At 30.9% G+C, this 15,002-nt stretch carries 13 protein-coding genes and 2 pseudogenes; 9 read left to right on the forward strand and 6 right to left on the reverse strand.

Annotated features, from left to right (window positions below):
• On the forward strand, positions 1-1,724 hold a 1,724-nt coding region (locus tag Q0649_RS09585), incomplete at its 5' end, for a hypothetical protein (RefSeq protein WP_367179371.1).
• Positions 1,725-1,726: 2 nt separating this feature from the next.
• Positions 1,727-2,509, forward strand: coding sequence for a hypothetical protein (locus Q0649_RS09590; protein WP_298840796.1), 783 nt, complete (start codon positions 1,727-1,729; stop codon positions 2,507-2,509).
• 181 nt (positions 2,510-2,690) lie between these two features.
• Here Q0649_RS09590 and Q0649_RS09595 read toward each other — a convergent pair whose 3' ends face one another.
• The 3 genes and pseudogenes from Q0649_RS09595 to Q0649_RS09605 all read right to left on the reverse strand — a co-directional run.
• A complete protein-coding gene (locus Q0649_RS09595) occupies positions 2,691-2,828 on the reverse strand; it encodes a hypothetical protein (RefSeq protein WP_298840799.1) in 138 nt (45 codons plus the stop codon).
• 2 nt (positions 2,829-2,830) lie between these two features.
• On the reverse strand, positions 2,831-3,196 hold the full coding sequence (locus tag Q0649_RS09600) for a helix-turn-helix transcriptional regulator (RefSeq protein WP_298840802.1): 366 nt from the start codon (positions 3,194-3,196) through the stop codon (positions 2,831-2,833).
• Positions 3,197-3,254: 58 nt separating this feature from the next.
• Positions 3,255-3,395: pseudogene (locus tag Q0649_RS09605) on the reverse strand (radical SAM protein); the annotation flags it as partial.
• Positions 3,396-3,483: 88 nt separating this feature from the next.
• Here Q0649_RS09605 and Q0649_RS09610 point away from each other — a divergent pair.
• Positions 3,484-3,837 (forward strand): hypothetical protein, encoded by a 354-nt coding sequence (locus tag Q0649_RS09610; RefSeq protein WP_298840805.1) that lies wholly within the window; start codon positions 3,484-3,486, stop codon positions 3,835-3,837.
• Positions 3,838-4,072: 235 nt separating this feature from the next.
• Here the strand turns inward: Q0649_RS09610 and Q0649_RS09615 are convergent, their stop codons facing one another.
• Positions 4,073-6,442: a heavy metal translocating P-type ATPase gene (locus tag Q0649_RS09615; protein ID WP_298840807.1), complete on the reverse strand. Its 2,370-nt coding sequence runs from the start codon at positions 6,440-6,442 to the stop codon at positions 4,073-4,075.
• Between the two features lie 187 nt (positions 6,443-6,629).
• Between Q0649_RS09615 and Q0649_RS09620 the strand changes: the two genes are divergently transcribed.
• The 4 genes from Q0649_RS09620 to Q0649_RS09635 all read left to right on the forward strand — a co-directional run bounded on the left by Q0649_RS09620 (position 6,630) and on the right by Q0649_RS09635 (position 11,424).
• The gene (locus tag Q0649_RS09620) at positions 6,630-6,962 is read left to right on the forward strand and encodes a helix-turn-helix transcriptional regulator (RefSeq protein ID WP_298840810.1); all 333 of its coding nucleotides are present in this window, start codon (positions 6,630-6,632) and stop codon (positions 6,960-6,962) included.
• 156 nt (positions 6,963-7,118) lie between these two features.
• Positions 7,119-9,563, forward strand: a complete 2,445-nt coding sequence (locus Q0649_RS09625; RefSeq protein ID WP_298840813.1) for a heavy metal translocating P-type ATPase — start codon at positions 7,119-7,121, stop codon at positions 9,561-9,563.
• A 44-nt stretch (positions 9,564-9,607) separates the two neighbouring features.
• Complete coding sequence (locus Q0649_RS09630) at positions 9,608-10,879, forward strand: tetrahydromethanopterin S-methyltransferase subunit A (RefSeq protein WP_298840816.1); 1,272 nt, start codon at positions 9,608-9,610, stop codon at positions 10,877-10,879.
• A 377-nt stretch (positions 10,880-11,256) separates the two neighbouring features.
• Positions 11,257-11,424 (forward strand): aspartyl-phosphate phosphatase Spo0E family protein, encoded by a 168-nt coding sequence (locus Q0649_RS09635; protein ID WP_298840819.1) that lies wholly within the window; start codon positions 11,257-11,259, stop codon positions 11,422-11,424.
• 793 nt (positions 11,425-12,217) lie between these two features.
• On the opposite strand, the gene Q0649_RS09640 is transcribed toward Q0649_RS09635, so the two are convergent.
• Together Q0649_RS09640 and Q0649_RS09645 are read right to left on the reverse strand one after the other, a co-directional pair.
• A complete protein-coding gene (locus tag Q0649_RS09640; protein ID WP_298840823.1) occupies positions 12,218-13,078 on the reverse strand; it encodes a mechanosensitive ion channel family protein in 861 nt (286 codons plus the stop codon).
• 136 nt (positions 13,079-13,214) lie between these two features.
• Complete coding sequence (locus Q0649_RS09645; protein WP_298840826.1) at positions 13,215-13,676, reverse strand: helix-turn-helix domain-containing protein; 462 nt, start codon at positions 13,674-13,676, stop codon at positions 13,215-13,217.
• A gap of 211 nt (positions 13,677-13,887) precedes the next feature.
• Here Q0649_RS09645 and Q0649_RS09650 point away from each other — a divergent pair, with 211 nt between their 5' ends.
• Both Q0649_RS09650 and Q0649_RS09655 read left to right on the forward strand, forming a co-directional pair.
• Complete coding sequence (locus Q0649_RS09650; protein WP_298840829.1) at positions 13,888-14,460, forward strand: hypothetical protein; 573 nt, start codon at positions 13,888-13,890, stop codon at positions 14,458-14,460.
• Between the two features lie 186 nt (positions 14,461-14,646).
• A pseudogene (locus Q0649_RS09655) lies at positions 14,647-15,002 on the forward strand (ABC transporter ATP-binding protein); the annotation flags it as partial.

The following is a 15,002-nucleotide window of genomic DNA, read 5'->3' on the forward strand; positions in this document are numbered from 1 at the left end:
TTAGTATGACTGAATTATTATCAATGCTTACAACTACATTATACGAGGGGGGATATAATATGGCTATAATGATTAGAGAGCTTGAAGATTTAGACATTATAATAGAGGAAAAAGTAGAATTTGATATATTTCAAAAGAAAGAATATTTAAGGATATTTTACGATAACGTTGCAAATGGAAACATACGAGAAGGCACTAACTTTTATAATGAAAAATGGATAATTAAAGTTGGTGGTGTAGAACATGTTTTGCAATTTCCAAAAGAAGGCGAAATGAAAAATTTATGTACTTTATTTGATAAAAGCTCTTCAGAATTCGAATTAGCATATAAAAGTTTTATCTTATTTAACCTTCATACATCTTCGTATGCTCTTAGTTTTAATCTCTCCATGAAAGTAATAGCTAGGGATTTGAAGAGTGCTAAAATTGATTGGCGTAACGAAAGTTCTATTAAAGATTTCCTTGAGTACGTAAAAATATCGGAAGAGAAATCCAAAGTATTTAAAAAAATAATTAAAAATATAGAAAAAAAAGAACATGGTTCAAGAGTATTACCCGAATTTGAAGATATATTCTTAATGTCAGATATTGTAAATAATATAGTTAAAAATGAGAATATATTAGATTATAAAGATTATCTATTAACTATAATGTGGTGGATTATATGTAGTATATTGCCTTTACGGCCAGCTGAATTTTTAAGAACTAAATTTGACTGTATTTATGAGGAAAAAGGAATATTCTATTTAAATGTAAAAAGAAGTAACGGTAAAAGTAACAAATACATTAAAAATATATCAAATATTGATGAATACTACTCTGATGATACAGTAAATATAGACGAAAACATATTTAATCTAATATTAAGATATAGAGACATATTGCATAATGAATTTAATTATAAAGAAGATATTGAACTATTTCCATTTGAACTTATAAGAGAGGCAAGCTATCGTAAAAACCAGAATAGAAGATATAATTTAGATATAATAACATCGTATGATTTAAAATTAAACGTTAATATGTTTTACCAAAATGTAGTTGAGAAAGAATATGGATTAAAAGCAATACCTAAATATATAAAAAAAGATAAAAGTATAAATTATATTGAAAAAACTCTACCTTACGATTTAAGACACATTGCTATAATTAATTTAGTTTTAATGGGAACTGATGTATTAGAAGTAATGTACTTATGTGGACATAAGAAAGTAAATACTGCATATGGATATTTTAATCACGTTAAGGAATTTTCAAGGTCATATGCTTTAGGACATTTTAAGTCTATTGAAAAAACAAATATGAAAAAGAAAACCATTAAAGGTGTTTACATAACTGAAGGCAACCTAGCAAAAAACAAAGGGAAAGAAGATTTTATAAGAGTTTTAAATGCTACTGAAGGCAAAAAAGATAAGATTACAAAAGTAAAAGGTGGCTATTGCAAATATAATAATATAGATAATGATAAATCATTCTGTTTCTTATATGAAAGAAATCATACTTTATGTAAATATTTTGTTGAAAATAATAAAGAAATTATAGAAAACAAGATAAAAAAGGTAGAAACTCAATTAGATACAAATATAAAAATTTTAATAGAATTAATTAAAGATATGAATGGAATCTCTAAATTTAATGAGTTATATCAAACTACTTCATACCAATTATCAAAATCAATACAAGAACTTTCAGTTTTAAATAAAAAATTAGTTAAGGAGAAATAATTATGGCAAGACCGAGAAAAGTAAAATTAGAAAAATTATACGAAATTATTAAAGAATATCTTACAGAAAATCAATACATAACAACATTAAAATACTCAGATTTAGCAAAATATAGTAAGGAGTTAGGATATAAAGACATAACCTACCAAGATTTTTGCAGAAATACACACATAAAAGCATATATTGATGAATATAACAAACAAAAGAAAATGACTATGTATTCTAAATTAAATAGTGATAAATTAGAGAAGTTAAATTTTAATGTAGATGGCGTAGTAGATAAAAATATCAAAGATAAAAACCAATTAAAGGTAATTCTAAAGATATTTAAAAACGGTTATGACAGAGCATTTGATACTCTTGTAGATAATGATAAGATAATTGAAGAGTATATAAATAAGATAAGAGAACAAGAGAAAGCTATAAAAGAATTAAAGGAAAAAAACAGTCTTTTAAGAAAAAAAGTTAACGAAAATGAGGAACTATACCATGCAAATAGGAATAAAGAAAAGGGAAAGTGGATTTATCTTGCTATTAAATATCTAATGGAAGAAAACAATATGACAATAAAAAGCGAAGAATATATAATAGAAATACTTAAAAATTTTGGATACCATAAGGAAGAAGATATCATTAATGAAAAAGATATTATCAACAGTGAATTTAAAAATAACGATGGTAATACAAAATCTGATAATGAGATTGGTTTAAATGATCTTAATAAAGAAAAAATTATTCCTATTAAGAAAAAACATGAATTAAAAATACCAGATTTTATGAAATAAAATCTGGTATTTTTAATTCAGCAGTCATATTATCACGACTTTTAAATTTCCAAAATGGTTTAACGAAGTAAATGAAATGAATTCCCTTTTATTTCACTTCCCTAAAGTTTTTGTCATCTATATAATTTAATCAAAGAGATTTTCAATACGTATTCCTAAAGCCTGAGCAACAGCTTGTACCTCAAAATCTAGAACAACTTTGGACTTGACTGATCTTATTGACCTTTGCTTCACTCTTCATAGCAAAGTTAGTACAATTGAGACCTTCAAGAATAAGCTCCTTTGTAACTTTATTGATCATTTTCACTCCTTCTTTCATTTTTATTCTGTAACATGTGTTAAACACTGACTAAACAATAGTTGGATATGTTTAGTCTCCAATGAATAATAAGCAATCTTCCCATCGCGCCTATATCTAATTAAATGAGTTTGTCGTAACGATTTTAGATGATAAGAAATAGCAGGTTGAGACATGTTTAATAGAGCTGAAAGATCACACACACACATTTCCGAAAGTATAAGTGCATTTATAATTTTTAAACGTGTAGGATCGCTTAAAACCTTAAACTCAGCAGCCATGTTAAACAAAATATCATCATCAGTCATTTCTTTTTTTACTTTTTCTAAAATATCCTTATGGATAATAGTAATATTACATACTGCATTTTCCTTCTTATCGATTGCCATAGTTTTCTCCTTCCATATAAACAATTAGGCTATTGCTTAATTGTTTATATCACTTTTAATACATATATTTTCTTTGTTCCGGATTTACCATGAGGTCAGGTACTGCATCAACTCCAATTGGCATATATGTAAAGAACCATGCAAACTTTGCACCCTTTAATATCATATTGTCAAAGTACTTTTCGCTTCCTATGACATCGGTAAGGAACAATATCTGGTCAGCTTAGTACTATAAAATCTGCAGTGACAATGGTGTTTCCACCTGTCCAAAAGATGATTCTTTACAGATGAAATTCGATGGATCTTCAAAAGAAAAACGAAGACCGTTAAGCCTAAAATGTCCCTGTTCAAAATCCAAAAAGACAGCCATCAAAGGTAAAAAAACGTATATTCTATCTTATGAAAATCCTTGTACTCCATCGCCTTGTGGCAGAATGTATCGTACTAATATTAATGATAATTACAGACTGTATACTATATACAAATTTTCTATGGGGGTTGGATACACGAAATTAAGAAATACTGTTTCCCTTAAAGTTGAAGTAACCCTCACTGCAATAACACAACAAATTATAATTTTAATTGCTGATAAATTTAATAAAAAATCTCATCTCTTATCAATAAAATCTTTAATAACATAATCATTTTTTATAATTAGATTAGTGCTTATTAAGTTCATTATAAATTAGAAGAATCTCAATCCATTATTTGTCTAATTTTCTTGAAGAGTTTTGCAATCAACTAATAATATTTGATCCATAAATAACTCGAAATCTATTGATCCCTAATTTTATATTTTTTATTTTTGCATATCCTCCCTTGATTTGATTCAATCTTTGAAGAAACAAACCAAGGGGAGGATTCGTGCAAGTACAATTAAATGTTTTTCGTATTCATTACTCGCATTGCATTTAAAATTGCAATTATGGCAACTCCCATGTCTGCAAACACTGCTTCCCACATTGAAGCCACTCCAGATGCACCTAATACAAGGAATATAGCTTTAACACCTAATGCAAACACTATATTCTGAAATACGATGCTCCTTGTTCTTTTTGCTATTTTTATCGCAGATGCTATCTTGGATGGCTCATCGGTCATGATTACGATATCTGCAGCTTCAATCGCTGCATCGGAACCCAAGCCGCCCATGGCCATTCCAATATCGGCTCTTGCAAGTACAGGCGCATCATTGATACCATCACCAACAAATATAAGTTTTCCTTTATGGGATTTTTTACTATCCAGCAATTCGAGTTTGTCAACCTTGTCAGCAGGCAGCAATTCTGAATAAACTTCATCCAAACCTAGCTGCTTTCCAATTTTGTCACCTACCGCCTTTAAATCTCCAGTAAGCATTACCATTTTCTTGATGCCGAGAGATTTAAGCTCTTTAATTGCATGTGCTGAGTCTTCTTTCACTTCATCTGAAATAACGATATTACCTGCATATTTTTTATTTATTGCAACATGTACTACAGTTCCTAAAGTCTCAACATCATTGTATTTAATATTTTCACTGGCCATTAATCTGGTATTGCCAGCAAGTACTTCTTTACCATTGACATTTACCTTGATCCCATATCCCGCAATTTCTTGGTAGTTTTCAATTCTATTCTTATCTATTTCGGTATTGTAAGCACTCATAATTGAAAGTGCAATCGGGTGATTTGAATAACTTTCAGCATATGCTGCATACTCTATTAGCTCTTCCTCTGTACAATCATTTTGAGGATTTGTTTCTGTAACTTTGAACACCCCTTTAGTTAAAGTCCCTGTCTTATCAAAAATAATTATTTCCACATTGTTTAAGGCTTCAAGGTAGTTGCTGCCTTTTATCAATATACCTCTCTTTGATGCTCCTCCAATACCGCCGAAGAATCCCAAAGGTATTGAAATCACTAATGCACATGGACAAGATACCACTAAAAATACCAAGGCTCTATAAATCCAATCAGAGAAGGTAGCTCCAGGAATCACTAATGGTGGTATTACTGCAAGTGCTAAGGCTCCAAAAACTACGACCGGAGTATAATACCTTGCAAACTTTGTTATAAACTGTTCAGTTGGTGCTTTCCTGCTATTGGCATTTTGAACCAAATCTAAAATCCTAGACACAGTCGATTCGCTGTAATCTTTTGTTACTTCAACCGTTAGGACACCATTCTTATTAATAAATCCGCTTAAAGCATCTTTTCCTGGCTCCAATTCGCGCGGAACGGATTCACCTGTTAATGCAGATGTATCAACCATTGATGTTCCTTCTATAACCTTGCCATCGAGTGGAACTTTTTCTCCCGGCTTTACAACAATAATATCTCCAATACTTACATCTTCAGGAGATACTTTTTTTAGTTCATTTCCTACTTTCAGAGTTGCATAGTCAGGTCTTATATCCATTAATGAACTTATTGATTTTCTGGAATGATCTACAGCCCTATCCTGGAACAGTTCACCAACTAGATAGAACATCATAACGGCTACGCCTTCTGGATATGATCCAACGAAGAAAGCTCCAATTGTAGCAACACTCATAAGGAAGTGCTCACTAAACACCTGGCCTCGAGCAATACCTTTTATTGCTCGTAAAACAACATCTCCGCCAACTATGATATAACTTATTAAAAATATAGTAAGTTCCAACCAATTCGGGAATTTAAAAATCATGCCTACTGCAAATAATGTGCCGCCAATTACAAGTTTAGTTATTTGCTTTTTGCGATTGTCGCATTCTTCGTCTTCATCACTATCACTTTCTTTTGTTTTAGTCTTGAAATTATTCTCCTCAAAAGTAACCTTGACATCAGGCTCTATCTTTTTTACTATACCTTCAATCTTTCCACTTAATTCAAGGAAGCTAACATTAGCATCAGTTGCCAGAGTAAGCTTCTTTAAAACAAAATCTACTGAAGCAAATTTAACTCCTTCTAAATTTTTAACTTCCATTTCTATTTTTGCAGCACAATTTGCGCAGCCAAGTCCTTCAAGCATTATTATGCTTTTATTGCCTTTATTTTTATCTGCATCGACTACCTTAACATCCGGCTCAATTTTTTTTACGATGGCCGTTACCTCTCCGAGAATTTTATTAAATTCCTTTTTATCAGCAACTTCTAGTGTTAATTTTTTAGAAACAAAGTCAACTGTTGCATTCTTGACTCCCTCAAGGCTTTTGGTCTGTGTTTCAATTTTAGCTGCACAATTGGCGCAGTTTAAGCCTTCCAATATTAATTTCTTTTTTAACATTGTTGATCCTCCTATTCATATCAATGATTAAGCAAGTATTTAATCATTATATTATCACTATCACAATTTGTTGTCAATACAGAAAACAAAAAATGTATAATTAATGATATTGACAAAGGGAACCAATAGATATAAAATAATTTTAGGCAATATCAAAATAAGTTGATATAGGTTAGGAGGAAAGAAAATGAAAGAATGCAAATGCATTTTAGAACAGCCAAGAATATTTAAAAAGGATGTTGACCTTTTAGATTCTGATAAATTAAATAATATGTCAAGTGTCGCAAATGCTCTAAGTGACCCTATACGGCTCCAAATTCTTTATCTTTTAAAAAAGCATGAGGATGTTTGTACCTGTGAGTTTCAAGAGTTATTAAATTTAAGCCAATCGAAGGTTTCATACCACCTCAAAATATTACTTGATGCTGGATTAATTAATAGAGAAGTAATTGCAAACTGGAGACACTATAGTTTAATTGATAAAGATATTTTCAAAAAACTTGAACAATTAATGGATTAATTTTTTTAGGCCCAATATCAAAATAAATTGATATACGCAGGGGTATATAAATGACAAAGTAGCAAACCTAAGTTGAATTTTAAAAATTTTTACCAGCATATCAAAAAAGTTAATATATAAAACAATAAAATTAATAAATATTCTAGGAGGGATATTATGAGTAAGACAATTAACAATTCGCCTATATTAATCAGCACAATAAAAGTTAGTGGATTGGATTGCCCGGATTGTGCCAAAGATGTTAAAAAGACAGTTTCATCTATACCTGGTGTACAAAGTGCAGAAGTTAATTTCGGTGCCCAAAAATTGAAAGTTGTTTATAACAACAACGAGACATCCATAGAAGTGATTAGTAAAGTTTTAAGCAAGCTTGGTCACCCAGCAACAGTATTAAGTGAAAACGGGGAATCTAATAAAACCAGCAGTCCTCCAATCGTAACTAGCACATTAAAGGTTAGTGAATTGTGTTGTCCTGATTCCGCTAAGGATGTTAAAAAAGCAGTTTCCTCTATACTAGGTGTACAAAGTGCAGAAGTTAATTTCAATGCTCAAAAATTGAAAGTTGTTTATAACAACAACGAGACATCGATAGAACAAATCGATGAAGTTTTAACTAAGATTGGTCATCCAGTAACATTAGTGAAAACAGGGACTGTAGAAAATACAAAGGTAGCTCCTTCAGAAAATGTAAAGAATGCAAAGGCAGCTCCTTTAGTAACTCCGTGGTGGAAGGAGACTAAAAGTGTTTTACTTGCAATATCTGCTGTGATTACAGTTTTAACTTTAATTGCTGGATGGACACACATAGGATTACCTGAAACTTTGGCTAAGGTGCTTTATGGTACTGCAGTTATAATTGGTGGCATTTTCCCAGCAAAAAAAGGTTTATCGTCTCTTAAGCATGGTCGCTTAACAATTAACACTTTATTAATTGTTGGTGCAATTGGTGCAACTTATTTAGGACTTTGGGAAGAAGCTTCTCTGCTTGTAGTTATATTTTCACTGGGGGAAGTGCTTGAGTCTTATGCAGTAGATAAGGCGCGGGGTTCTATTCAAGCATTGATTTCATTATCCCCCCAAGAAGCAACAGTTCTTCGAAATGGCAAGGAACTACGTGTCTCTATAGAACAGGTCAATATTGATGAAATAGTTTTATTAAAACCAGGTGAGAAAGTTTCAGTCGATGGAGTTGTAGTTTCAGGAATATCAGCTATTGACCAGTCTTCTATTACAGGTGAATCAATTCCTGTTGAGAAGCATGCAGGTGATGAAATTTATGCATCAACCTTAAATGGCAGAGGGGCACTTGAAATAAAAGTGACAAAGCTTGCAGAGGATTCAACTCTTTCAAAAATTGTAGAACTTGTAGAAAATGCACAGATGAAGAAAGGTAACGCGCAAAATTTCAGCGAGAGATTTGGTGCAATCTATACACCATTTATGTTTGTACTCGCAATAATAATGGCTGTGGTACCACCGGTTTTCTTCGGGCAGCCTTTTGATGCATGGTTATATAGAGCTTTAGTAGTATTGGTTGTTTCATGTTCATGTTCTCTGGTTCTTTCAGTACCAATTGCCATTGTAGCAGGGGTTGGTAATGCTGCAAAGAATGGTGTTTTAGTTAAGGGCGGTATTCACATGGAAACTGCCGGGAAGGTTCAAGTGGTTGCTTTTGATAAGACTGGTACTTTAACTACAGGAAAGCCGACTGTAACCGATGTAGTAGCTTTAGAAGGTTTATCTGATGAGAAACTTTTAAAGATAGCTGGAACACTTGAAGTACGTTCTGAGCATCCTTTGGCTGATGTAATCCTTAAATTAATATCAGAAAAAGGATTAGAGCTTGAAACAATTGATGAGTTTATGTCAATTACAGGCCGCGGAGCTAAAGGAATGATAGATGGAGAACAATACTATATTGGCAATCCTCGTTTGTTTAAGGAAATTGGTGTCCCAGTAGATGGTCATATAGAACAAATTGAACACCTACAAGATGAAGGTAAAACTGTAATTTTAGTAGGCAATTTAAAGCAGATTCTTGGTATGATTGCAGTATCTGACCAGCCTAAGGAAAATGCAATAAAGGCAATTTCTAAGTTAAAAAAACTTGGCATAAAAGAGATTGTTATGCTTACCGGCGACAATAAAGTTACAGGAGAGGCTATAGGCCGTAGACTAGGTGTTGATGAAGTAAGAGCAGAACTACTGCCAGAGGATAAGATAAGTGCGATTAAAGCATTGCAAGAAGGTCATAGTACTGTTGCTATGGTTGGAGATGGAGTAAATGACGCTCCAGCTCTTGCACAGGCAGATGTAGGTGTGTCAATGGGCATTGCAGGTACCGATGTAGCATTAGAAACAGCAGATATCGCATTAATGGCAGATGACTTAAATCAGCTTGTTTATATGGTTAAAATTAGTAGGAAGACAGTCTCTATAATAAAACAAAACATTGTGTTTTCATTAGCTGTAGTAGCATTCTTAGTCATTACTGCATTATTCGGCTGGATACCACTAACTACAGGACTAATACTCAATGAGGGAAGCGCTCTTGTAATTATAGCAAACGGAGTGCGTCTGCTAAAAGTAAATCAAGACTAAAGACTGGAATGAATATAAAATCTAATAAAGTAGGGGTGAAATATATGTTGAAAGTATCTAAACTGAAGAAAATAAAGCCTATAATTTGTTCTGACTCCTGTGGCTGTTCTATTGATACGGATATTAAGAAAAAAGAATTAAATACTTCAAGCGATATAATTGATATAGATAAAAAAATAGAGAAAGTTCAGGAAGCATTAGATAATGTTAGGCAAGTGAAAAAATGTAGGGCCTGTGAATGCTTCTTGGATGTTTTAACCTCTATAAATACCGATTTGGAAGTAATTAAAACTCCACAGGCAAAAGCTACACAGAAGGTAATGAAAAGTTGGTTTGATGAAGGAAATAAGGAACGTCATAGTTGTTTAGGGTGCGAAGAATGTCTGCCCATAAAACCATATAATTACTTTAACGCTTTATTAAATGGTGTACAAGGAGATAAGGCCATTTTAACAGAGATAGAAGGATCTAAACCTTGTGATAGTGGAGATTGCTGTATGCCTCCTAAATCCTCACGGCTTAAAATTGCAGACAAATGGCCAATAGTTGAAGGAAACTATATGGTTGGAAATACTAAAGCTACCGTTGCTGTTTGCACACTATCAGATGTAGATCTTCCAAATGAATTAAAAGAAGCTGGGGCACTAGAGAATACATCAATTATAGGAACACTAGCTACGGAGAACTTGGGTATTGAAAGGATAATTCGAAACTTAGTATCAAATCCAACCATTGAATTTCTAATATTATGTGGAAAAGAGTCTCGAGGTCATAAGGCAGGTCAAGCAATAGTATCCTTAAAAGATAATGGATTAGATAGAGATAAAAGGATTATAGGCGCAATGGGACCAAGGCCAATTTTAAAAAACATTACTTATGAAGAAATTGAGGCATTTGGTAAAAATGTTACTGTTATTGATGAGATAGGGACTAAAGATGTCTCTCGTCTTATGGAGGTACTTAAAATGTGTAAATATAAGTCAAAGGGTGAGAAACCAACTCTCCCTCCAAAAGTTAATACACCTAAGGTTATTGATGTACAACATTTAAGTAATCGTGAGTGGGTCCATGACCCAGAAGGTTTCTTTGTAATTTTTCTAATTAGAGATGATAAAAAAATTGTCTGTGAATGTTATGCTAAAGAAAGCATCTTAGAAGAAGTAATAAAGGGAGTGTCCGCTGAAGATATAGCAAATACAGTTATAAAGCGTGGCTTAATTTCAAGACTTGATCACGCAGCATATTTAGGAAGAGAACTTGCTAAGGCAGAAATGTCAATAAAGTTAGGTGTTAAATATGTTCAGGATAAAGCTTAACATTATTAATGAACAACCTTCTTATATTATTTATCAACAAGAGTTATATAATGCTCTTGTTTTTATTTTTTATAGAATCCCTATAAACGAGGGTTTATGGAACTATATTCCTTAACGTGGGGTTTGTCGGTTTTGTTGACTCCACCCCCTTTTTACTTGCCGAAATCTCCCCCTTTGCAAATGCCGGTTACACTGTTTAAAAAATAATTCAATATTTAGGAAAAAAAGATGAATAATAGGAATAAAGGTACTCGAAAGGGCGTCCTTTATAATACATTAAAATATAGGTGCCTTAGAGTTTATTTGTAGAAATATACAATTATATTCCATAATATACCTTCTTTCATTATAATCAGTAATGAAAAGGGAGGGATATTATGAAACAATTAGAAGAAATAATACAAAAGATTGAAGAACTTAGGGCTTTAATGTATCAGTTAATGAATGAAAATGGCGCGTTAACTGACCCCAAATTAGTAGCACTTAGCCAAAAGCTAGATAATCTACTAAATGAATACGATAAATTATTAAACCAAAGTCAATAATTTATTGTATAAAATCAATAAAGGAGCCCAAGGGCTCCTTTTCATACTCAAAATTAATTTGTAATTACAGTTATTAATAAACATTAATGTATATATAGTTATATCACTGTTTACAAGTAGGTAAATCGGACTCCAGATGACTTTTCCCTTTTTATTAAACATGTTGTTTTTGTGTTATCAGGGATGGTAATTCAAAAGGTATGTTTTGAAAAAAAATATGTTTACAATAATTAAAGAATGGGTAATAGCATTAAAGTGAAAGTAACTCAATTGGTATTGTGTTACTTTCGACTTATCTAATACAATGTTTTATTGTATTATCTTCTCCATTTTATTTACAATATGTGGTTTTAAATATATAATTTAATTAACCTATAAGCTTAACATATATTATTAAAGTTAAAAGTTGTACTGTTTATTAGTACAACTTTTTATGTATATTTACTTTTATATATATTATATGTATAATAATTACAATGATATACTAGCGTAATCATTCGAAATTGAATGTAGTGGACTACTATCAATCTCTTTTTTATTTACCTTAGAATTTCTTTGGAGTTCGTGTTATATCAATGAAAAGTTCGTATATTATTCCATGAGGTCATGGAAGCTAGTTATATAGTCATAGTTTGCTTTTCGTATATTTCACGGCATTTGTTTTATATGCACATCTATCTTATAGGCCCAAAGTAAATGTAACTCAATTACACTGAACTGCTCCCTGTCAAAAGTGGACAGGGGAAATAATAAATAGTTTTAAAAAAATCACACTTGCTAATAAAAAGCTTAATTATAATAATTCAATATCTTCATGTTTAGAAAATTCATCTAAAATAGCTTCTACCAAGGCATGTTGTAAGTTTCTATAATTTCTCGACTTGCAAATAAGCCTTAAGTTCAAACAAACCCTTCTGGGCTCCATAGAAGTATATACTGTATGAGAAAGATTTTCGTAATAAATAGGAAGAGTTTTTGAGGCTATATTTAGTGAATATTTAGCTTCCTGTTCTATATCGCCTACTTTATCATTAGCAATAGACATTAATAGAATTTTAGCCTTCTTCCAATTACTTTTAAGTGTAAGGCTTATTTCAAGCTCATTCCAAGTAAATGGGAATGAATTAGTTTCATTTATGAGTTCTTCAGTGAGCACCTTTATATTTGGTATATGAGTAATTCTTCCAGTACTTTGTCCATAGGTTTTGTTGTCATTTTCCATAACCTCAATTATAGTAGTAGAAAACCAGTCTATAGCTATTACATCACCAAGACTTTTTCCAAGCTTTATTCTATCCCCAATTTTAAATGGCTTTTGAGTATTAATTATCAACCATCCTAAAAAACTTGCTACAAGATCACGAAAAGCAAATGCTAGTCCAGCTGAGAAAATTCCTAAAAATGTAAGTATACCTTTAGACTCATACATCCATATTGGTATAATCACTACAACAGATAAGATATTTATTGATAGTGAAGATATTTTTTTATATTTTATTATGTCATTTGAACTAAAATTGGATTTATTAATAAATGAATTTATACTTTTTTTTACTAGATAAAATATCATTATTAACACTAAAGTTATAACGATTTTTATCAAAACACCTTCGGGTTTAAACTTTAAACCTAACTGTAACAAAAATTCGGTCACACGCTTTATTCTCCTTTATATTGAGTCTACATTACCCCTAATTATTCTTATTTGTAAACAAATTAAAGTTATTCTAAATTTTTATACAACTCACCCCTTAAATAACATTGCTCTATTGGTGTTTATATATAATTTTTTAATTATTTATTCCTAAATTTTTATTTTTTACTTTTACTTTAACTTCATCTCTGATAAACCAATATATTTTAAATTCAAGTTTTTCTATATCTCTTTTCTGTTTGTAGCTAATGCTTAACTTGACATCATCAGGTACACTTATGCTTGAATTTAAATCCTTTATTAATGTTCTTATATTGTTGTCTTTCTTTAAATTTGCAGCTTGATTGCATATATCAGTTATCATATCTTTATAATTTCCTTCTTTATCTTGATAAACTGCATATATCCCATCTTGGTTTGTATAGCGAACAGAATCCCCACATCCAATCCATTCGATTAATGCTTTTTTACTAAATCTCCATTCTCTTCCTATCTTTCTTGCAGGTAAATGGTCTTCTCTTAATAACTTAATCATAGTTCTCTCACTAACATTTAATAACTTACAGGCATGTTCAAGGGTCAAAATTTCGTTTTCCATATTCTCATTCTTCTCCTTTTGGTTTAATAATAGTATACAATTTTAAATAATATGTGTAAATTAAATGACTTTAATATAATGTTAATTAACTTTAACATTTAATTGGTTGCATTTCAAATAAAAACTATTTATAATATGCAAAGTAAGATATTGTTATGAATCAATAATAATATTAAATTATAAAATGACTATTCTTAAGGAGTTTAACAGTATGACAAAGATTGAGTACCTAAATACAAATAAATCTAAAGCTATCATTAAAAATGCTAATGAAAAAAGATTGGTAGGATTATCAATAATTCTCGCAACTATATTTATATTTTGTAGTTTTCTTTTTTGCACACCTGCAATTACTAAACATCTTCCAATTCCGTCAAAAATATGTGGATTATTAGACCTAATTCTAAATTTCGGTTCAAAATGGAGTGCCATAGTTGGAATAGCCTTTGCAATGGCTTGGTATGTAGTAACTAAGATAATTAAAAAAGCCAAAAGTAAAAATGAAAATTCTAAGAAAATTATTATTACATTTGCAAAGATAGCAAGACGATTTCATGTTCCTATAGCTATTCTTGCTTTAGCATGCGCGCTCGTACATGGATATATTGCAATACTAAATGGATTTAAGTTAAACATTGGCTACATAACAGGGTTATTTGCCTTAATCATATTCATCGTTGTGTCTTTTTCAGGAATACGAAGATATATTTCAAAACATAAACTTCATTTAATATCAAGCTTTTCATTAATAGCGATTTTAATAATTCATATTACTTATTTTTAATGTTGTTACATTTTTTAAAGTTTATTACACTTAATGTATAATTAAATGAACTTAATGTACATATAGTTGCATATAATACTATAAAGTTATATTATTAGACTGAGAGTATTTAAAAAAATATTCATAAAAAAGTAAAAGGAAACGTATGAACGGTTTTATAATCATAAAAAGAGGAAGCTGATTATTATGGCAAAGTTAAAAATTGAACCTATGAAACAACCAGATAAAATTATTAACTATTGGAAAAAAGAAAAGTTTGTTGTAGCATGCATTGTAATATTTGGCTTAACATTTAATATAGCTACCATTATAGGACCGATTTATCAAGGTAAATTAATTGATTCCATTGTTAGTGGTAACGATCTATCTTCTGTGATGATATTGGCGGTTACTTTTGTTGCACTTATAGCAGTAATTCAATTAATGCGCTACTTTAAGCGCTTTTACATAAGGCGCTTTGCCAATAGTTCAAATGCTACCATGCGTCTTATGATATACAATAATATAATGAATAAAAGTATTGAAGAGCTAGATAAAGAAAA

It is taken from the genome of uncultured Clostridium sp. (genome assembly GCF_937920395.1).
GTDB lineage: Bacteria > Bacillota > Clostridia > Clostridiales > Clostridiaceae > Clostridium_AD.